This is a genomic window from Rossellomorea sp. FM04394, from assembly GCF_041889765.1.
GTDB lineage: Bacteria > Bacillota > Bacilli > Bacillales > Bacillaceae_B > Rossellomorea > Rossellomorea aquimaris_B.
Genome location: NZ_CP168654.1, coordinates 1529072 through 1550803 on the forward strand (window position 1 = coordinate 1529072; position 21732 = coordinate 1550803).

General features: G+C 39.5%; 19 protein-coding genes and 1 other annotated feature. Of the genes, 16 read left to right on the forward strand and 3 right to left on the reverse strand.

Features of this window, described 5'->3' with window-relative positions:
• Positions 1–9: 9 nt before the first annotated feature.
• Positions 10–225 (reverse strand): hypothetical protein, encoded by a 216-nt coding sequence (locus ACCB35_RS07670; protein WP_374056418.1) that lies wholly within the window; start codon positions 223–225, stop codon positions 10–12.
• A 205-nt stretch (positions 226–430) separates the two neighbouring features.
• Between ACCB35_RS07670 and ACCB35_RS07675 the strand changes: the two genes are divergently transcribed.
• The 4 genes from ACCB35_RS07675 (at position 431) to ACCB35_RS07690 (ending at position 4710) form a co-directional block, all read left to right on the forward strand.
• Positions 431–1363, forward strand: coding sequence for a beta-ketoacyl-ACP synthase III (locus ACCB35_RS07675; protein WP_044337695.1), 933 nt, complete (start codon positions 431–433; stop codon positions 1361–1363).
• 44 nt (positions 1364–1407) lie between these two features.
• Positions 1408–2649, forward strand: coding sequence for a beta-ketoacyl-ACP synthase II (fabF, locus tag ACCB35_RS07680; RefSeq protein ID WP_374056419.1), 1242 nt, complete (start codon positions 1408–1410; stop codon positions 2647–2649).
• A gap of 100 nt (positions 2650–2749) precedes the next feature.
• Entirely contained in the window at positions 2750–3520 is a 771-nt protein-coding gene (locus ACCB35_RS07685; RefSeq protein WP_374056420.1) for a DUF2268 domain-containing protein, read from the forward strand.
• A gap of 440 nt (positions 3521–3960) precedes the next feature.
• Entirely contained in the window at positions 3961–4710 is a 750-nt protein-coding gene (locus tag ACCB35_RS07690) for a YjbA family protein (RefSeq protein ID WP_044337692.1), read from the forward strand.
• Between the two features lie 120 nt (positions 4711–4830).
• On the opposite strand, the gene trpS is transcribed toward ACCB35_RS07690, so the two are convergent.
• A complete protein-coding gene (trpS, locus tag ACCB35_RS07695) occupies positions 4831–5829 on the reverse strand; it encodes a tryptophan--tRNA ligase (RefSeq protein ID WP_374056421.1) in 999 nt (332 codons plus the stop codon).
• Between the two features lie 51 nt (positions 5830–5880).
• Positions 5881–6113, reverse strand: a binding site (T-box leader).
• Positions 6114–6156: 43 nt separating this feature from the next.
• Positions 6157–6540 carry a DUF3899 domain-containing protein gene (locus tag ACCB35_RS07700; RefSeq protein WP_374056422.1) on the reverse strand — a complete coding sequence of 128 codons (384 nt, stop codon included), beginning with the start codon at positions 6538–6540 and terminating at the stop codon, positions 6157–6159.
• A 509-nt stretch (positions 6541–7049) separates the two neighbouring features.
• Here ACCB35_RS07700 and ACCB35_RS07705 point away from each other — a divergent pair.
• The 12 genes from ACCB35_RS07705 to pepF all read left to right on the forward strand — a co-directional run bounded on the left by ACCB35_RS07705 (position 7050) and on the right by pepF (position 21641).
• The gene (locus ACCB35_RS07705; protein WP_374056423.1) at positions 7050–8705 is read left to right on the forward strand and encodes a peptide ABC transporter substrate-binding protein; all 1656 of its coding nucleotides are present in this window, start codon (positions 7050–7052) and stop codon (positions 8703–8705) included.
• Positions 8706–8875: 170 nt separating this feature from the next.
• On the forward strand, positions 8876–9805 hold the full coding sequence (opp3b, locus tag ACCB35_RS07710) for an oligopeptide ABC transporter permease (RefSeq protein ID WP_374056424.1): 930 nt from the start codon (positions 8876–8878) through the stop codon (positions 9803–9805).
• Positions 9805–10830, forward strand: a complete 1026-nt coding sequence (gene opp3C / locus ACCB35_RS07715) for an oligopeptide ABC transporter permease (RefSeq protein WP_374056425.1) — start codon at positions 9805–9807, stop codon at positions 10828–10830. The genes opp3b and opp3C overlap by 1 nt, the downstream gene beginning before the upstream one ends.
• A 19-nt stretch (positions 10831–10849) precedes the next feature.
• Positions 10850–11920, forward strand: a complete 1071-nt coding sequence (locus tag ACCB35_RS07720) for an ABC transporter ATP-binding protein (protein ID WP_374056426.1) — start codon at positions 10850–10852, stop codon at positions 11918–11920.
• Positions 11920–12855 carry an ABC transporter ATP-binding protein gene (locus tag ACCB35_RS07725; RefSeq protein WP_374056427.1) on the forward strand — a complete coding sequence of 312 codons (936 nt, stop codon included), beginning with the start codon at positions 11920–11922 and terminating at the stop codon, positions 12853–12855. Before ACCB35_RS07720 ends, ACCB35_RS07725 begins: the two co-directional genes overlap by 1 nt.
• Before the next feature lie 235 nt (positions 12856–13090).
• Entirely contained in the window at positions 13091–14284 is a 1194-nt protein-coding gene (locus ACCB35_RS07730) for a putative glycoside hydrolase (protein ID WP_374056428.1), read from the forward strand.
• 292 nt (positions 14285–14576) lie between these two features.
• Positions 14577–15149 (forward strand): GNAT family N-acetyltransferase, encoded by a 573-nt coding sequence (locus ACCB35_RS07735; RefSeq protein ID WP_044337684.1) that lies wholly within the window; start codon positions 14577–14579, stop codon positions 15147–15149.
• Between the two features lie 299 nt (positions 15150–15448).
• Positions 15449–15844, forward strand: a complete 396-nt coding sequence (spxA, locus tag ACCB35_RS07740) for a transcriptional regulator SpxA (protein ID WP_032089161.1) — start codon at positions 15449–15451, stop codon at positions 15842–15844.
• Positions 15845–16200: 356 nt separating this feature from the next.
• On the forward strand, positions 16201–16872 hold the full coding sequence (gene mecA / locus ACCB35_RS07745; RefSeq protein WP_044337683.1) for an adaptor protein MecA: 672 nt from the start codon (positions 16201–16203) through the stop codon (positions 16870–16872).
• Positions 16873–16947: 75 nt separating this feature from the next.
• Positions 16948–18453, forward strand: coding sequence for a cardiolipin synthase (gene cls / locus ACCB35_RS07750; RefSeq protein ID WP_374056429.1), 1506 nt, complete (start codon positions 16948–16950; stop codon positions 18451–18453).
• 88 nt (positions 18454–18541) lie between these two features.
• Positions 18542–19729: a competence protein CoiA gene (locus tag ACCB35_RS07755; protein ID WP_374056430.1), complete on the forward strand. Its 1188-nt coding sequence runs from the start codon at positions 18542–18544 to the stop codon at positions 19727–19729.
• 88 nt (positions 19730–19817) lie between these two features.
• Positions 19818–21641, forward strand: coding sequence for an oligoendopeptidase F (pepF, locus tag ACCB35_RS07760; RefSeq protein ID WP_374056431.1), 1824 nt, complete (start codon positions 19818–19820; stop codon positions 21639–21641).
• Positions 21642–21732 lie beyond the last annotated feature (91 nt).

Sequence of the window (21732 nt, forward strand, 5' to 3'; positions counted from 1 at the left end):
GCCGTTTTTTTATTTTATATTCCATTGCTTTAAGAATGGGCTGACTTTCTTATAGAGCGGTTTCAATTCATCTATGGAATTCATAATGGAATGAACGCCGTAGAGCAATGATCCTCCTTCATTGCTTCCCTCACGCTTTTCCTGAGAAGGAGAAGCTTCTTTTTTATGGGTCCTTCCTCCGAACATCATCTGATCAAATGGATGCAGCTTTTTTTCTTCAGACATATTCTCACCCCCTCTGCCTACTACATAACCTATGAGGAAAAGGGTTGTCCGAGTATGGTCAAACGTGTAGAAGAGAGGAAGAAGTAAAAAAATAATTGCAGAAAGTAGAAATCTTCGATAAAATTAGTACCAAGTCTTAATAATTGATAATAAACCAAAGTATAAGAGAGAAAACATAAAAAAATAGAAAGTAGGGAATGCCAGTATGAATACAGGAATTATTGGAATTGGGCGTTACCTTCCCGAGAAAGTCGTTACTAATGCAGACCTTGAGAAAATGGTGGATACATCAGACGAATGGATCCGTACAAGAACAGGCATTGAAGAGAGAAGAATAGCAGATAATGAAACAGACACATCAGACATGGCTTATGAAGCTGCAAAAACGGCAATCGAGGATGCAGCTATTTCTGCAGAAGAAATTGATCTGATCCTGGTGGCTACGGTCACACCTGATCAGCCATTCCCATCTGTGGCCTGCTTGCTTCAGGAAAGATTAGGAGCAAAGAAAGCGGCTGCGATGGATCTAAGTGCTGCATGTGCCGGATTTATGTATGGTATGATCACGGCAAAGCAGTTTATCGACAATGGTGCATATAAGCATGTACTCGTTGTAGGAGTTGAAAAGTTATCCAAAATCACAGATTGGGATGACCGTAATACCGCGGTCCTATTTGGAGACGCAGCAGGCGCAGCGGTCCTTGGGCCAGTTCCAGATGATAAAGGTATACTTGCCTTTGAATTAGGTGCAGACGGATCGGGTGCAAAACATTTGTACCAGGAAGAAAATATCATCATGAACGGACGCGAAGTATTTAAATTTGCCGTTCGTCAAATGGGCGAATCTAGCGTAAATGTAATTGAAAAAGCAGGCTTAAAGAAAGAAGATGTTGATTTCTTAATTCCTCATCAAGCCAATATCCGCATCATGGAAGCAGCAAGGCAACGATTGGAACTGCCGGTAGAGAAGATGTCTAAAACCGTAAATAAATACGGCAATACTTCAGCAGCTTCCATCCCGGTTTCACTAGTAGAAGATTTGGAAGCTGGAAGAGTGAAAGAAAATGATGTGGTCGTCATGGTAGGATTCGGTGGCGGTTTAACCTGGGGCGCTATTATCATGCGCTGGGGCAAATAAATAGAACTCCCTTCTATAACTTGCAGACAAAGGAGATGGAATAAATGAACAAGAAACGCGTAGTTGTAACAGGATTAGGAAGCGTTACCCCGTTAGGAAATGATGTCGAGTCAACGTGGGCAAATATTTTAGCAGGTAAAACCGGTGTTGGGCCGTTAACACGCTTAAATGCCGATGAATACCCTGCGAAAGTGGCAGCAGAGTTAAAAGATTTCAATATCGAGGATTTCGGTATCGAACGAAAAGAAGCGAGAAAAATGGATCGCTTCACACATTATGCGATTGCAGCCTCGTTAATGGCTGTCAAGGATTCGAAGCTTGACATCACAGACGAAAACGCTCACCGCGTCGGCGTATGGATTGGTTCAGGAATTGGTGGGATGGAGACATTCGAACAGCAGTATGAAACCTTCCAAAAACGTGGATACCGCAGAGTAAGCCCATTTTTCGTTCCAATGATCATTCCTGATATGGCGGCTGGACAAGTTTCCATCATGCTAGGGGCTAAAGGCTTTAATTCTTGTACTGTAACGGCATGTGCAACAGGAACCAACTCCATTGGAGATGCATTCAAAGTCATCCAGCGTGGAGACGCGGATGTCATGGTGTCAGGTGGGGCAGAGGCACCAATCACGAAGATGTCTGTAGCCGGCTTCTGTGCAAACACAGCCCTTTCTACCAATACAGATCCTGAAAAAGCTTCAAGACCATTTGATGCAAACCGTGACGGATTCGTTATGGGAGAAGGAGCAGGTGTCGTTGTCCTGGAAGAGCTTGAGCATGCACTGAAACGCGGAGCACCCATCTATGCTGAAATCGTAGGCTATGGTTGTACAGGTGATGCGTATCATATCACAGCTCCTGCACCAGCGGGAGAAGGTGGAGCAAGAGCAATGAAAATGGCTCTGGAAGACGGTGGAATCCTGCCCGAGCAAATGGATTACATTAATGCTCACGGAACCAGCACCCCTTACAATGACAAATACGAAACAATGGCGGTAAAAGAAGTATTCGGGGAGCATGCCTATAAATTAGCCATGAGCTCAACGAAATCCATGACAGGTCATCTTCTGGGAGCAGCAGGAGGAGTAGAAGCGATTTTCACAGTGCTCGCTATGAAAGACAGCGTGTTGCCTCCAACAATCAATATCGAAACACCAGATCCGGATTGTGATCTTGATTATGTACCGAACGAAGCAAGAAAACAGGAAGTGAATGTGGCGATGAGTAACTCATTAGGTTTCGGTGGGCATAATGCTACGATCGTCTTTAAAAAATATCAATAACTAAAAAAGAGAACGAGCCTGCTAATGCGTTAGCAGGCTCGTTTTTTGTTGTGAATCCTCTTTCCTTTACATATACATGATAAAAAGTCGGGAAAGAGGGATGAAGGTGACTGTTGCTCCCACTAATGAATGGCTTAAGGATTCCATTCATGAACCTTTAGAGCTTTTAAAGAAAACGATAAACGGAAGAGAAGATCAAAAGTCGTTTTATCAATACCTCATGAAGCATGGCATGTATAAATCATCACCTCAGGCTGAAGATATTTATGTGAAAATGAAAGAACGCAAAATATGGGAGCGTTTTTCCCTTTATGAAAAGAAGTATAAACATAAATGGAATGGCCCGAACGTGCCAATCTATCTATTCCCTGTACAGGAAAAAAGAGGCATGTTCCAATCGTCAATGAAAAAGTCAGGTGTATGCTTTAAAGACGAGATTTTCTTTTTTGTAACAGATCAAGAAGATACGAAAGAACACGAAGCTCTATTTGTTCACGAATACCATCACTGTGTCAGAATGAAACTCTTAAACAAAAAAGACACCCAATACACCCTGTTAGATTCCATCATTTTTGAGGGGCTGGCAGAGTTAGCTGTCAGAGAGTATTGTGGGGAGAAGTACATGGCTTCCTGGACAAAGGCTTATGAGAAAAAAAAGATGTCACTGTATTTTGAGAAGTGGATTAAGCCTAATTTGGATGTAAAACGAAGCAGTCCCCTTCACGATCACCTACTTCTTGGTCAAAGGTCTTATCCCAATATGCTGGGTTACGCTGCCGGGTATTACCTGGTACAAAATTATATTAAGGAAAAGAATGGTTCTACCATTGCTCTGATAGGAAAACCTTCAGCCACTTTCTTACTTCAGTAAAATGGGGATCGGCCATTCATCTTCTGATTCCTGTGCTGGCGATGAAATTAAGCTCTTTATATCGTCATATCTTCCATTTGCACTCATAGACTATAGTAAGAATGGACGAGCTAAATCTCTAAATGCGAGGATAGAGGCGGAAGGTATGGTGTTTCGAATGTTTATATTATTTATTGGGTTTGGACTGGCTGTTTCGGGTGGTGTAAGTTTAATCATCTATTTAAACCTTCTCACTACGGGAATGACCTTTACAGACTATATTCTCTTCGTATCCACCCGAGTCGAATGCTACTTATTTCTCTTAGGGATTCTCATCATAACGATCTCAATCTATATTCCGCGAAGGAAAAATAACCACTATCTATAAAATAGGAATAAATTTACACCGATTTGCCTATACTGATTGACAAATAAGATTGTAGCAAAGCGAGGGGTCAATCATGTTATATCTTCATGATGTATGGGTAAATTGGTTCGAAGGCGAAGAAAATGGCTACAATGTCTGTCATTTTCACGAGTGGAGAAAAGAGGATGTTATTGAGTTATTGGATCAAGTTCCTCTCATTAAAGTGGACACTGTTTTGTTTCATTACATCGAGAATGATTTATCAGAGTTACCTCAACAACTGCTCAATAATGTCTATCAAAAAGCATACTTGCGAAAAAACCATGAACGAATTCAACTGGATTATTGCTTCATTGTCACGGATGGGACAGGAATACTTGCCGTGGATACGATCGGGTATACCGTTCCAATAAGAAAAAGCAGGCTCATTCCAAGGCAGGAACAGCTTGTCTATGAAATGGTTGAAAGTCATGAAACGATGCACTACGCTATTCAGCCTGAAGGAAAGAAAGAGGATTCATACCACATTCTTTCACCGAGTCCTTATATGATGAGTGGTCTGACAAGAAAAGAAAGACAGTTGAAGCAATTATTATTTATGGCGCTGGATCAGCTCCACAGCTCAAATAACACGGCAGAAATACGTTACTGGTACACGGAATGGGCTCCGCAGCGATATCGGACCATTCAGGAGATGGACTTTGAAGAAATTTGGCAAATGTTGTACGAAGAAACACAGTATGGCTGGTCGGACAAGCATCTTACTCTCTGCGAGAACTTAATTAAGGGACAACCCTTCTTTGAAAAACTATGGGAAGTGGAAAATCGTCCTAAGGTAAATTAGTAGGTAAACGAAAACCTTGAGTCTATAATGGGCTTGAGGTTTTTTGTTTGGTGGGGGGAAGGTGGTGACCGTGAATGGAAATAAAAAAGCCAAGAGCCTGAGCGGCTCTTGGCACCATCACTATTTTCTTTTTCTCTCTTTACGCCCGAGTCCCATGGCCTTTTCCATCTTTTTGAGCATTTTGTTTGCAGCAAAGTTAGCCTTTTCAGCCCCACGGTCAAGGATGTCATCTAACTCTTCTGAATCAATCAATTCATAGTAGCGGTCCTGTACCGGCTTAATGGCATTGATTACTACTTGAGCCAAGTCAGATTTGAAATCTCCGTAGCCCTTACCTTCATACTTTTGTTCAAGTTCTTCTATAGAGCTGCCTTCAAGTATCGAATAGATAGAAAGAAGGTTTGATACCCCTGGTTTGTTTTCTTTATCGTATTTCACAATACCATCTGAATCCGTTACAGCACTTTTAATTTTCTTTTCGATCAGCTTCGGATCATCGAGGAGCGTGATAAATGATTTCTGATTAGCATCGGACTTACTCATTTTCTTCAGAGGATCCTGTAGGGACATGACACGTGCGCCCACTTTAGGAATCCGGACTTCCGGAACAGTAAAGATATTATTGTATTTGTTATTGAAACGCTCAGCAAGATTTCTCGTTAATTCCAGATGCTGTTTCTGATCTTCTCCCACAGGGACTAAGTCGGTACCATAGAGCAGGATATCAGCCGCCATTAATGGCGGGTAAGTTAATAAACCGGCAGAAACTGCTTCTTTACCATGTGATTTATCTTTGAATTGTGTCATTCTTTCAAGCTCACCAATATATGTCACACATTGCAGGATCCACCCTGCCTGTGCATGGGCCGGAACCTCCGATTGAATGAATAGCGTTGATTTATCCGGGTCGATGCCACAAGCAATATAGAGTGCTGCGAGACTGCGGATGTTCTTCCGAAGCTCCATTTTATCTTGTGCCACCGTGATCGCATGCTGATCCACTACACAGAAATAACAATTGTATTCTTCCTGCAGCTCAGTGAACTGCTTCATTGCCCCGATGTAATTACCAAGCGTAATCGTACCACTCGGTTGAATCCCACTAAAGATTTTCTTCATCTAACTTCCTCCTCTGAATAAACAAAATAAAAACCCATCCGGCCTAATAAAGATAGGGACGAATGGGATCATTTCCGCGGTGCCACCCTAAGTACTCAAATGAGTCAGCTTAGTCCATGAGAACATGGAACCTCTTTAACGTGAGGTTGATCCGTTATATGCTACTCAATTTCACAAATAAAGCTCAGAAGTCCATTCCCTTTCCAATGAATACTTGTTCTCACCAACCACAAGCTCTCTATCATTCAAAGATGAAAGGTACTACTCTTCATCGACGCTTATACTCTCATTCATATACATTTATTATATAAAATAAAGTTTCGTAATTCAAGTATACAGGAGATAGGACAAGGCGATGGAAAATACGAGCGAAAAAGTACCGACTATAAGAAATGATTTCGTAATGGAATATGAGCGCTTGTGGCCATATTCTTCATGAGCATCCTTTGTTTCATCCAAATCATCGAACTGAGAGATGTATTTTCCTTGTTTCGTACTTTTCCTGAATCTCTTAAGGGCATACACGATCCCATTGAAAAATCCCTTTTGAATAATATAGAGGAGGGCCCCTATGACAGCATAGGTAATTCCGATAATGAACAAACTGTCTATAATAGAAAGAAGCAGGTTTTTGCCCTGTAGAATAGCAGCCCCAAAGGCGATGATGAAAAACAGCAGTGTAAGAATGTAGAAAAAATTAATTCGTTTCATAGTACTCCTTAAATTGTTTTTTATAAAAGTATACATGATGGATAAAGTAGAATTCAATCATCGTTCATATATATTCAAATCAGCGTGCAATGCACGGGAAAAGAGAATAGAAATCCACATAAACCGTATACACTAGAAACACCTGCTGGTTTACAATTCCTGTGAACGAATAAAGTATATATTCTATTATTTATATTTAGTCTGGGAATCTTATATTTATAATAGAAGTAGGGGGCAGTGGATGAAAAATCCTGCACAAAACATTTGAGGTTGCCATATTTGAAATTTACATTTGTAACAATTGTAATGGGACAAACTCTCTAAAATAAACAGATAAAAGCCTTATGTATCAAGGTTTTAATAACAATATACCTATTAATCTGATAATTTCGCAAAAAAACTGTTAAATTCATATTGCAATAATTTCTCTATCATGTATAATAAGTAACAAATCTTCTGAAAATTAGAAGATAAATAAATATGAGATTTACGAGGAGGTCAATTTCAAGATGAAGAAAAAGTTTTCATTCTTGCTAGTTCTTCTTCTGGCTCTAAGTACTTTCTTGGCTGCATGTGGCGGCGACAAGAAAACTGAGGGCAATGAAGGAGCATCTGGTGAAGGCGGCGAGTCTGCTGAAAAGAAAGAACAGGTACTTAACTTACTTGAGAGTTCTGAGATCCCATCAATGGACTCTACTCTAGCAACTGACGCTGTATCATTCAAAGTAATGAACAACGTATTTGAAGGTCTTTACCGTTTAGGTGAAAATGATGAAGCTGTACTTGGTATGGCTGCAGAAGAACCACAAATCAGTGAAGATGGTAAAACATACACGTTCAAACTTCGTGATGCTAAATGGTCAAACGGAGATGCAGTTACTGCTAACGACTTCGTTTACGCTTGGCAAAAAGCTTTAAACCCTGATACTGGTGCAGAGTATGCGTACATCATGTACGATATCAAAAACGCTGCTAAAGTTAATGCTGGTGAAGTTCCAGTTGAAGAATTAGGTGTTAAAGCGGTTGATGAGAAAACTCTAGAAGTTCAGCTTGAAACAGCTGTTCCATATTTCAAAGCTTTACTTTCTTTCGCAACATTCTATCCTCAAAATCAAAAGTTCGTGGAAGAACAAGGCGATAAATTCGGTCTTGAAGCTGACACTGCTGTTTATAACGGTCCATTCACACTTTCTGAGTGGAAGCATGAACAAAGCTTTAAGTTAACTAAGAACGACGGTTACTGGGATGCAGAAACTGTTAAGCTTAAAGAAGTTAACTTCAACATCGTTAAAGATACTGCTACAGGTGTAAACCTTTATGAAACAAACAAAGCGGATGTTGCTGGTCTTTCAGCTGAATTCGTAGATAAATACAAATCTGATGAAAACTTCAAAACAAAGGCTGATACTGCGGTATTCTTCCTTCGTTTAAACCAAAAGAATGAAGTTATGGCAAACCTGAATGCACGTAAAGCATTTGATGCTGCATATGACAAGCAAGGTATGGTTGACGTTCTTCTTAACAATGGTTCTCTACCTGCGTACTTCTTAGTACCAAAAGATTTCGTTACTGGTCCAGATGGTGCTGAATATCGTGAAGCTGTAGGCGATTTCGGTGGTTTCGATCCTGAAAAAGCTGCAGAGCACTGGGCTAAAGCGAAAGAAGAGTTAGGTAAAGATTCTATTGAACTAGAATTACTAAACTATGACTCTGACAGCTCTAAGAAAATCGGTGAATTCTTAAAAGAACAATTAGAACAAAACTTAGAAGGTTTAACTGTTTCAATCAAAGCACAACCTTTCAAGCAAAAGCTTGAGTTAGAATCTAAAGGTGATTATGATGTTTCATTCGCCGGATGGGGTCCTGACTATCCAGATCCGATGACATTTGTTGACATGTTCGTAACTGACGGTGCTCATAACCAAATGGCTTACTCTAACCCAGAGTATGACAAGTTAATCGAACAAGCTAAAGGTGAGCTGATCGCTGATGAAGAAGCTCGCTGGCAAGCAATGGTTGACGCAGAAAAGATCCTTTTCGAAGATCAAGCGATCAGCCCGATGTACCAACGTGGAACGGCTTTCCTAGAGCGTCCATATGTTAAAGGTCTGTTACGTCACTCATTTGGTGCGGATGCATCATACAAATGGGCTTACATTGAGTAATCGTTAGCTCAATTAACAAACCTTAAGAGGAGAGTGTATGCGTAAGCATACGCTCTCCTTTTCCAGTGAATGTCGAAAATTATCAAAAAAGTAAAAATACATTGAAAATTTGTCGAGAATGGATATAATTAAAAATGTAGAAAAAATAGACTAAAAAGGGGGGCTAAAGAATGGTCAGATATACAATTCAACGTATCGTCTATATGATCATCACTTTGGTTATCATTGCAACCGCCACTTTCTTTCTGATGAAGCTCCTACCTGGATCTCCACTACAAAACGCAGAAAGGCTGTCTCCGGAACAACAACAAATCATCCTGGATAAATACGGTCTAAATGACCCGCTGCCACAACAATATGTGAATTATATGGTTGGGTTGGCAAAAGGTGATTTAGGATTGTCTTTCCAATATGACAATCGTCCAGTAACACAAATTGTTGGAGATCGTATTGGTCCTTCCGCACTTCTTGGATTCCAAGCTATGGTATTAGGCACATTCTTAGGACTACTTATTGGTATTGTAGCAGCAATCAAACATAACACCTGGATTGATTATGGGTCAACGTTCCTGGCTGTAATTGGAATATCGATTCCTTCCTTCGTATTTGCCGGTCTCCTGCAATATTACGTTGGGGTTAAACTTGAATGGCTGCCCGTGGCACTATGGGGGGAATACAAACATACGATTCTTCCAACCTTAGCACTTACAGTATTCGTAGTAGCGACCATTGCTCGTTTTATGCGTACTGAAATGCTTGAAATATTAAACTCGGATTATATTTTACTAGCAAAAGCAAAGGGGATTTCTAAAACGGCAACAGTTGTAAAGCATGCTGTTAGAAATGCATTGATTCCCATTGTAACGATCTTAGGTCCAATGACAGTTGGGGTAATGACTGGATCACTTGTAGTTGAACGAATTTTCGCAGTCCCTGGTTTAGGGGAACAATTCGTACTATCGATCAATACAAATGATTACACCGTTATTATGGGTATTACACTGTTCTTCAGCGCTTTATTCATTGGAGTTATCTTCTTGGTAGATATTCTATACGGAATCATTGATCCGCGTATTCGCTTAGCTGGAGGGAAGAAATAATGGAAGCAAACAAAAAGAAACTAGATCAACTTAGTCCAGACCTCTTCCAACCTCAAAAGGCTAGGGAAGACGAGTCAGAGAAAATTTCACGTCCGAGCTTGAATTTCTGGCAGGACTCATGGATTCGTTTACGTAAGAACAAAGGAGCAATTGCAGGTATCGTTATTACAGCGATTATATTCTTCTTTGCCGCTTTTGGTCCAATGATGAACGAGTATAAGTTTAGCGATCAAAATATCAGGCATGCAAAGCTGCCTCCGAAAATTGAAGCGCTTTCAGGGATTAGTTGGCTTCCTTTTGATGGGAAAGATGCAGACGGTTTTGATGTTTATGAAGCAAGGCAAGTTAAGGAAAACTATTGGTTTGGTACAGATGACTTAGGGCGTGACCTATGGACCCGTACATGGAACGGTACCCGTATTTCACTTTATATTGGTATTCTTGCAGCGATCATCGATTTTATCATTGGTATTTCATATGGTGGGATATCTGCTTATTACGGTGGGAAAGTCGACGATGTCATGCAGCGTATTATTGAAATCCTTGTCGGGATTCCAAACTTAATTGTTGTTATTCTCTTTATCCTGATATTCGAACCAGGGATATTCTCGATAACCATGGCCATGGTTATAACAGGTTGGACCGGTATGGCACGTATCGTTCGTGGTCAAGTGCTACAATTAAAGAATCAGGAATTCGTTCTTGCTTCACGTACACTCGGGGCTACAAGCAACCGTTTAATCTTTAAACACCTGCTTCCAAACGTAATGGGACCTGTTATCATCACTACGATGTTCACAGTACCTGCTGCGATTTACACAGAAGCATTCTTAAGCTTTATCGGATTGGGGATTGCTCCACCAAGAGCATCTCTGGGATCATTGGTTAATGACGGGTACAAATCTATCCAGTCATTTCCGCATATGATGCTGGTTCCATCAGCTGTCATCTCATTAGTCATCTTAAGTTTCAACTTAATGGCCGATGGATTGCGTGATGCACTAGATCCGAAAATGCGTAAGTAATGGAAGGGAGATTATGAATATGTCAAAAATTTTAGAAGTCAACAATCTACACGTCTCCTTCAATACGCATGGAGGAGAAGTTCAGGCTGTCCGTGGTGTAGATTTTCATTTAGATAAAGGTGAAACACTAGCGATCGTTGGTGAATCTGGTTCAGGGAAATCAGTTACTACGAAAGCTCTAATGAGATTGATTCCAAATCCTCCAGGCTTTATTAAAGGTGGAGAAATGATATTTGAGGGTAAAGATTTAGCAAAATTACCCGAAAAGGATATGCAAAAAATTCGTGGAAAAGACATATCTATGATTTTCCAAGATCCGATGACGTCTCTGAATCCAACAATGACGATTGGTAAGCAAATCATGGAACCGTTGGTGAAACACCAGAATATGAGTAAAAATGATGCGAAAAAACGTGCCATCGAGCTACTTAAATTAGTAGGTCTTCCTAGTCCGGAAACACGTTTCAAGCAATATCCTCACCAGTTTTCCGGTGGTCAACGTCAGCGTGTCGTCATCGCGATCGCTCTGGCCTGTAATCCAAAGATCCTGATTGCAGATGAGCCTACGACAGCATTGGACGTAACGATTCAGGCACAAATTCTTGAGCTGATGAAAGATCTGCAGAATAAAATTGATACATCCATCATTTTCATTACTCATGATCTTGGTGTTGTAGCAAATGTGGCGGACCGTGTTGCGGTGATGTATGGTGGTCAAATTGTAGAAACAGGTACAGTGGATGAAATCTTCTATGATCCACGTCACCCTTATACTTGGGGGCTGATCGGTTCGATGCCTACAACAGAAACTGAAGGTGAACAGGAATTAGTAGCTATTCCGGGAACTCCACCGGATCTATTAAATCCACCTAAAGGAGATGCTTTTGCCCTTCGCAGCGAATATGCATTAAAAGTGGATTTTGAACAAGAGCCGCCATATTACCAGGTTTCTGATACTCACTTTGTGAAGTCCTGGTTATTGCACCCGAATGCTCCAAAAGTTGAGCCGCCTGAAATCGTTAAATTAAGACAAAGACAAATGCCTTCTAATTACAAAGAGCCGGTACTTGTTGAGGGGGTTCGTTCATAATGGCAGAAAAGTTATTAGAAATTAAGAATTTAAAGCAGTACTTTAACCCAGGTAAGCCGAATATGGTTAAAGCTGTCGATGATATCAGCTTTGATATATATAAAGGGGAAACCCTTGGTCTCGTAGGAGAATCCGGGTGTGGTAAATCTACGACTGGTCGTACGATTATTAGGTTGTATAATGCCACAGATGGTCAAGTTTTATTTAATGGTGAAGACGTACATGGTAAAAAGTCACGTTCACAATTGAAGAAATTCAACCGTAAGATGCAAATGATCTTCCAGGATCCATATGCCAGTTTGAATCCTCGCATGAAGGTAGCTGATATTATTGCTGAAGGTATCGACATTCATGGCTTGGCACCTTCTAAAGAAGAACGTTTGAAAAAAGTTCATGATTTACTTGAAACAGTCGGTTTAAATAAAGAGCACGCAGGTCGCTACCCACATGAATTCTCAGGTGGTCAAAGACAGCGTATCGGGATTGCCCGTGCCCTTGCGGTAGATCCTGACTTCATTATTGCCGATGAGCCGATTTCAGCTCTTGATGTTTCGATCCAGGCACAGGTTGTTAACCTGATGCAGGAGCTTCAGAAAGAGAAGGGCTTGACGTACTTATTTATCGCCCATGATCTTTCCATGGTAAAATACATCAGTGACCGTATCGGGGTGATGTACTTTGGTAAATTAGTCGAATTGGCACCAAGTGATGCCCTTTATAAAAATCCGCTTCATCCTTATACTCAGTCACTATTATCAGCGATCCCACTACCGGATCCTGAGTATGAGCGCACACGCAGAAGAAAAGAATATAATCCTTCTGTTCACAACTATACAGAGGAAGATAATCTTGAAATGCGTGAAGTGGCCCCTGGACACTTCGTATATTGCTCAGACAAAGAGTTTGCGCAATATAAAGCTCAGTATAAAAACTAAAACAATAAAAAAAGCTCCCTTTAATGAGGGGAGCTTTTTTTATTGAAGGGTTCTTTATAGTTCTTCATCATTTTTACATGAAAATCATACTATCTAATGAAGATATTTAATTTCCTTGGAAATTTCGACAGTTTAGGAGTAATACCCCTTTTCTTTCAAGTTATTTCCTTGTTAGAATAGTATATGGTGTTACATATTTTACTAGATAGCTTATTTAATAGAGGAGAGGTTTATTTTGAAATGGAGTAAGGTAGCGACATCCTTATGTTTAGTCACAATGTGCGTATTACCGTTCCAAACAGCGAGTGCTGAAGGAGACGGGCCGGTAGACCACGAGAAGAGAAGTCTTTCTTTAAGTAAGAAGGAAATAACAAGTCCCGCGCCAAGATTTGCATATGATTCCGGCTTTAAATTTGAATACCCTGATGCGGTTAGAGGGGTTTATGTTACTGGGCACTCTGCAGGTGGAGCGAGATTTGAAAGCCTAACGAAACTTATGGATGATACGGATTTAAATGCCATGGTTATTGATATTAAAGATGATCACGGTTATGTTACATACGAACCCGAAGAATCTTCTCCATATGCTAAAGTAGGTCAACCATACATCAAAGATCCTAAAGCAATCTTAAAGGTACTTGAAGAAAAACAGATTTACCCGATTGCCAGAGTCGTTGTATTTAAAGATACGATATTAGCGAACGATAAACCGGAATTATCCTTTAAAGATGGAGGTCAGGTATGGAAAAACGGCAGAGGAGAATCCTTTGTGAATCCATTTCTGAAAGAAGTATGGGACTATAATGTAGGGATAGCCATCGAAGCCGCTAAGATGGGATTCCAGGAGATACAATTTGATTATGTTCGTTTTCCTGAAGGTTTTGAGAAGCGTGATGATGAGCTGCAGTACGACGGCGGAGAATATGCGAGTAATAATACCGATAACGTCCAGAAACGTGTAAATGCTGTTACGGATTTTGTAGAGTATGCCCGTGAAAAGCTTAAGCCCTATGGCGTAAAGGTTTCTGTCGATATCTTCGGTTATACGGCAACACTACCGGAGGCACCGGGTATCGGGCAGAATTTCTCGAAAATATCTGAGAACGTTGATGTGATTTCTTCCATGATTTATCCGAGTCATTGGACTCCATACTTCGGAATTGCCAAGCCTGATTTACAACCTTATGAATTGGTGTCTGAGTATGCGAAGCTTGAAAATTCTAAATTAGCGGAATTGAAAAACCCACCTATCTCAAGACCATGGCTACAGGACTTCACAGCTTCCTGGTTAGGTAGTGGAAATTATAAAGCCTACGGGAAGGCAGAGGTTGAAGCACAAATTAAAGCATTGAATGATCAAGGTATTAAAGAATTCCTTTTATGGGATGCAGGTAATACGTATACAGAAGGTGTAGACTACACACCATAAGCCGAATGCCTGCCCTGTCATTTACAGGGCAGGCATTTCTGTTTTCATTGTTATTATATATGAATTAAGCTTTTCGATTTGAAAAAATGCTCATCTATTGTTATTATTAATTTATTGGTAAGATTAACCGCTTTCAACCACATTACCCTCTTCATAGGCGTTACTGCCTTTGATTCCGTACTTTTAATCCCACGGATAAGACTAACATCTAACATAAACATTTTTTTTCTGTGAAAAATAATTGTATTCCGTTAGTCAATGTCACCCAAAATTCTTTTAAAGGAGTAGATCCATGCACTGGTATGAAAAGTTAAATCAGTATTTCCCTGTAGAGGAAATGAAATCAAAAGAACATCTTGAGTCATTACTTAAAGAAAGAAGCGATATCTATCATAAAGATGAGGGACCACACCACGTTCTTATGTATGCCGAACTTGATGACTTTATCTTTATTGATTATCTTTTTGTCTCAAAGGATGCCAGGGGTCAAGGTTTAGGTCATAAATTACTTGAGAAGTTAAAAGGAAAAAATAAAGCTATCATTTTAGAGGTAGAGCCCGTGGACTATGATGACAGCGATACGGAGAAGCGCTTGAAGTTTTACAAGCGTGAAGGCTTCGAGCATGCCGTTAGTATAGGATATGCACGTCGTTCTCTCGCTACAAATGAAATTAATGAAATGGAAATCCTTTATTGGGCTCCAGATCAAGAATCAGAAGACCTGATCTTCAACTCTATGAAGAAAACATATGAATTAATCCATACTTATAATGATAAGAAGTTTTATGGTGCGTCATACCAGCCGGTTGAAGAAGTCTTGAAGAAAGATGAAGATCGTGATGGAGATGTACTGAAAAATCTCTAAATGTAGAAGAACCTTATTGTCTATTCGCAATAAGGTTTTCTAAATGAAAATATGGAAATGTTCTCAATCATGTTTATTGGCTTTTTGAACCGGGTAAAGCGTTAATAGAAAGAGATCATATGACGCATGTAAAACCTATGTATAGGAAATTTGACAAATTAGTTAAAACTATGTTCAAGGGACAGTAATTCATGTATAATACATAATAGAGATTTCTTATTTAAACTAATTTTAATTAACAGCTATTGTTTAAATAAAATACTCTATATAAAAAATTCTTAAGGGAGTGTGAATGATTCGTGGTTACATTATTCACTTCACCTAGTTGTACATCTTGTCGTAAGGCAAAAGCTTGGTTAGAAGAGCATGAGATTCCATATACAGAGCGTAACGTATTTTCTGAGCCATTAAGCATTGATGAAATCAAGGAAATTCTTCGAATGACTGAGGATGGAACAGACGAAATTATTTCTACCCGTTCTAAGACATTCCAAAAGCTTAATGTAGATTTAGAAACTTTACCACTTCAAGAATTGTTCGAGCTTATCCAGAAAAATCCTGGTCTTTTAAGACGTCCAATCATATTGGATGAGAAACGTCTTCAGGTAGGTTATAATGAAGATGAAATCAGACGATTCCTTCCAAGGAAAGTTCGTACGTTCCAACTTCTAGAAGCTCAAAGAATGGTAAACTAAAGTATTTTTTCATTCTCAAGCATTATGTATGTATGAGAATATATAAGTAAAAGGGGCTGACCCTTTAAGGAACGTTGCGTATCCTTTGGGGTCAACCCCTTTTATATTAGATTAAGTATTAACACTTGAATTTTCTGCAAATATTCGCTAAAATGTCAAAAACGCGTTAAATAGTGTGATTTGTGAAGAAAAAAATGGGTGTTATTTTTATTCCATTTTCAGTGTTTATATCATAAAATAGAAGTACAAGGTACAAACTAACCTAAATGTATCTTCTATCTTCACCAGCAATCGGGCTTAAGGCTCAGAGGGTGTAGTCCCTTCACTAACATCATGCAAGAAGGGAGAGGTGTTAAATGGAAATCGAACGCATTAATGAAAATACCGTCAAATTCTATATTTCCTATGGGGATATAGAGGATCGCGGCTTTGACCGCGAGGAAATCTGGTATAATCGCGAAAGAAGTGAAGAACTCTTCTGGGAAATGATGGATGAGGTTCATCAAGAAGAAGATTTCGGAATAGAAGGACCGCTATGGATTCAAGTTCAAGCGTTAGATAAAGGGCTTGAAGTATTAGTTACAAGAGCTCAGGTTTCAAAGGATGGCCAGCGATTTGAGTTACCTATCCCAGAGGATAAACTCAAGGAACTTCCTGTAGATGAACGCATTGAGGAGCTTTTGGATCAGCATTTCCAAATCAAGCAGGATCAAGATGGAGAAGCAGAAGTAGCACTGGATTTCACATTGAAATTCAATGATTTTGAAGATGCCATTTCTCTGTCCCATCGGATGAAGGATATGCCATTGGATCACCTGGAGACAAAGCTGCTTGCATTCGAAAATAAATATTTTATTTACGTTAAATTTTCAGAAGAGCACTTCACGGAAGAAGATATCGACAATATGTTAAGTATACTGCTTGAATATGCGGATGAGTCACGAATGACCGTTCATCGCCTTGAAGAGTATGGAAAAGTTGTCATAAATGAACATGTGTTTGAGACATTGAGTGGACACTTTTCTTAAGGATAATACCGGTTTCATTTAGAAATCGGTATTTTTTTATTTAGCATCATTAAGCCAGTGGAAGGTGTTAGAAGTATGAAAAATACAGTGAGAGTCCTCCTATTTATTGCTGTTCTGGTGTTAAGTTATATTTTGTATTTTGATCAGTACCTCTCTGGTATGGTAAAGTATATTAGTTTGATTTTTACATTCTCGGTTATTGTAATCGGATTTCTTATCTTCTTTGAGAATCGCCATCCTACTCAAACATTGACATGGTTAGTCGTATTGGGTGCTTTCCCCATACTTGGCTTTATCTTTTATTTATTGTTTGGCCGTAACTACAGGAAAGAGAGGATGTATCAGAAGAAGTACATATTGGACAAGGAAACCTATAATAAATATGAACCTGGTCCCAAAGAAATGAACGCTGATATGTTTGGCATGTTTCAGGAAAAGCACATACAGCTTGCCCAGCGAATAGGGAACAGTGCCATTTCTTTTTCAAGCGAAACAAAACTTTTAACCAATGGCACTGAGACATTCGGGGAAATCCTGAAGTGGTTAAAAACTGCGAAGCATCACATTCATATGGAGTATTATATTGTCCGCCATGATGACATTGGAAATCAGATCAAGGATATTCTCATTGAACGGGCGAATAATGGTGTGAAAATCCGCTTCCTTTATGATGCGGTCGGGGCATGGCAGTTATCAAAGGACTATATAGTTGAATTAAAAGATGCAGGGATTGAAGTGGTTCCGTTTGGCCCCGTGAAAATTCCTGTTCTTAATAATAAGTTCAACTTTAGAAATCACCGTAAGATTATCGTTATTGATGGAAGTATTGGCTTTGTTGGTGGACTTAATATTGGAGATGAGTATTTAGGTAAGAATCCTCAGTTTGGTTTTTGGCGGGATACTCATCTATTTGTAAGGGGAGAAGCCGTTCGAACGCTGCAGCTCATCTTTCTTCAAGATTGGTATTATATGACGAACGACGATTTCTTAACGCCAGGGTATTTAAGCCCGGACCCATTGGAAAATACGAACGATGGTGGAGTTCAAATGATTGCTGGTGGACCGGATAATGAGTTGAGCGTTCTGAAAAATATTTTCTTTTCAATGATCACTTCAGCAAGAAAAAGCGTATGGGTTGCATCACCTTATTTCATACCGGATGAGGATATTTTCTCAGCTCTGAAAATCGCTGCCTTAAGTGGTGTTGATGTAAGACTATTGGTTCCTCATAAACCTGATAAACGAATAGTGTTTCACGCTTCAAGGTCTTATTTTCCCGATCTTCTCGAAGCAGGAGCCCGAATTTTCGAATATCAAAAGGGCTTTATGCATAGTAAAATTGTCATTGTAGATGAAGAAATGGCATCGATTGGTACTTCAAATATGGATATGAGAAGTTTTCATTTAAATTTTGAAGTCAATGCATTTCTTTATAAAACAGAAAGCACGAATTCACTTGTGAAAGAATATTTACATGATTTAGAGGATGCAGAAGAATTACATTTGGAAGAGTTTCAAAAAAGACATCTTGGCTATCGCTTACTGGAATCCACTTCCCGCTTAATGTCACCTCTTTTATAAGAAGAAGCCTTCAAGTGATATTTAACTTGAAGGTTTTTTTGCAGGAATTTCCCGTTTTTTGGCGAATGATTGTAGGAGGAGGTGTTCTATGTTAACAGCTGTATTTCAAGAGAAGGTGTTGTCAACCATTCACTATTCAAGAGAGGAATTAATAAGTCTGCGAAAAAAGAGTCTTCCATTCCTCTGTCCCCATTGCTTATCCCCCTTAACCCTGCGAATCGGAAATCAGAAGATTCCACATTTTGCTCATCACCCACAGTCTCATTGTAAGATAGGTAAGCAGCATGAGTCACCCCGACATCTACTCAGTAAGCAACTTTTATATGATAGATTAAAATTGCACTTTAAAGAAGTTAAGGTTGAGCATTATATTAAAAATCTTCAGCAAATCGCTGATGTATATGTAAAAACGGAATTGAAAAAAATAGCCGTTGAAATCCAATGTTCTACCATTCCCATTTCCGATATCATCTCCAGAACGCAAGGTTATCAAATGGAAGACATCACTCCCCTATGGATACTCACCCAGCCAGTAAAGAAAAAAGGAAACCTGTATCTGCCTTCCTTTCAGCAAGCATTTATCCGGTACTCACCTCAATTACACTACTTTCTTCTCCATTTTTCTCCTGAAGAAAGAAGCTTTCAATTATTTACTCATCTCATTCCTGTTTCAGCATCAGCGTTTATTAGTGCCTCCCCAGTCAGGGTTCCTATTGAAGAATTCACTCTTCCATTGGCCATTCCGCATTCTACAGTCAATTTCCCATACCTATTAAAAAATTGGAATCAATTTCGAATGAAGTGGATCTATAATAAACTTCATTATGGTAGAGCAAAAGATGATTTATTTTTACGTGAAGTTTATCAGGAAGGGGATACTTTTTTATATTTGCCTTTGTTCGTTGGCATCCCGGTATTACCTCATGGACTACAATTTAAGAATCATGCGGTCGAATGGCAATATTATATATGGAAGGATTGCATGAAGAAGGAACTCTTTTTTTCAGAGGAAAGAGTGGTTGAGGTGATAAAAAAAAGAATAGATAGAGGATATTTAAAGTTTCGTTCGCTTCCTTTAGCAGGGGTGGGGGAGATACTCAAAGAAATAGCAAAAAGTTACTTGACCCTACTAGAAGATATGCAGGTGGTTAACAGGTTGAAGAATGGTGATTTTCAGCTATCGGTGCCGTGGATTTGTCCAGACAATTTCTCTGGTTTTGAACGGCATCAGCATGATTTTTTTCCTAAATGGAAGCATATATTAAAAAAGGTCTAATAAAGATTGTTTTGTTGCAGGAAAATCTTAGATAAGAGAGAATGTAACTATAAGGAATTTTCTGTAGATTTCAGAATGGAGGATGTATATGTCAAAAGATACAGCTGTGAAAAGTCTGCCTGGTAGAAAAGAGGTAGAAGAAAAGTTAACGTGGAGATTGGAAGATATATTTGAAAATGATGAAGCGTGGGAAAAAGAATATAAAGAGATAAAAGAATTGACCGGCAATGCAGACGAGTTCAAAGGAACTTTAGGGGAGAGTGCAGATCAGTTATATAAAGCATTTGCCTTTCAGGATGAAATTATGGAACGTATGGGTAAGGTGTATACATATTCTCATATGCGCTATGATCAGGATACAACGAATTCGTACTATCAGGGTCTCGATGACCGTGCCAAAAGTCTTTATACACAATTAGGAAGTAAATTTGCATATTTAGTGCCCGAAGTGCTATCAATTGAGGAAAGTAAGCTGCAAGGGTTTCTAGACAAAAAAGAAGAGCTGAAGAAATACAAGCATGCTCTAGAGGAAATTAACCTACAGCGCCCACATGTTCTATCAGCAGAGGAAGAAGCGTTGCTTGCTCAGGCTTCTGAGGTGTTCAGTGCTGCGAGCAATACGTTTGGTATGCTGAACAATGCTGACCTGGAGTTTCCGAGCATTAAAGATGAAAACGGAGAAGAAGTTGACATCACACATGGCCGTTTCATTCGTTTTCTGGAAAGCGGTGATCGTCGTGTACGGGAAGAAGCGTTCAAGAAAGTATATGAAACATACGGGAAATTTGAAAATACCTTTGCCTCTACATTAAGTGGAGCAGTGAAGAAAGACAATTTTGTGGCAAACGTAAGACATTATGATTCAGCAAGACATGCGGCATTATCCAATAACAATATTCCTGAACAGGTGTATGACAACCTTGTCGATACGGTCAATAAAAACCTTCACTTGCTGCAACGGTATGTGAAGCTTCGTAAGAAAGTATTAGGTTTGGATGAAGTTCATATGTATGACTTATATACGCCTCTTGTGAAAGAAGTCAAGATGGATATAAGCTATGATGAAGCACAGGATATGATCCTTGATGGCTTAAAGCCTCTGGGAGATGAATATGCCAATGTCCTCAAAGAAGGCTTTGATAATCGTTGGGTGGACGTAGTCGAGAACAAAGGAAAGAGAAGCGGGGCATACTCTTCAGGAGCATATGGAACGAACCCGTATATCCTTATGAACTGGCAGGATAATGTCAACAATCTATTTACACTGGCTCATGAGTTCGGTCATAGTGTGCACAGCTATTATACGCGTAAAGCCCAGCCTTACACGTATGGTCATTACTCCATCTTTGTTGCTGAAGTGGCCTCTACGTGTAACGAAGCGCTATTGAATGATTTTCTATTAAACACAATTGATGATGAGAAAAAGCGACTGTACCTCCTAAATCATTATTTAGAAGGATTCAGAGGGACTGTTTTCCGTCAAACCATGTTTGCAGAGTTTGAACATCTCATTCATAAGAAAGCACAGGAAGGAGAAGCCCTTACATCTGAATTCTTGACGAAAGAATATTATGAATTGAATAAGAAATATTTCGGGGAAGATATTTCGATCGATGAAGAGATTGGATTGGAATGGGCTCGAATACCTCACTTCTACTACAATTACTATGTTTATCAATATGCGACTGGATTCTCTGCAGCGACAGCTCTCAGTCAGCAAATTCTTGAAGAAGGGGAGCCGGCGGTGGAACGCTACATCGACTTCCTGAAAGCTGGAAGCTCTGACTACCCGATTGAAGTCCTGAAAAAAGCAGGGGTGGACATGACAACCTCCAAGCCGGTAGAAGACGCGTGCAAGGTCTTTGAAGAAAAGCTGAATGAAATGGAAGAACTGCTGGAGAAACTTCAATAATTAGATTAGTGTAAGCATTCCATTTTAAAAATCCCAGAAGGAATTCCTTTCCTCTGGGATTTTTTATATTATTATACTTTGCAAGTTGAAG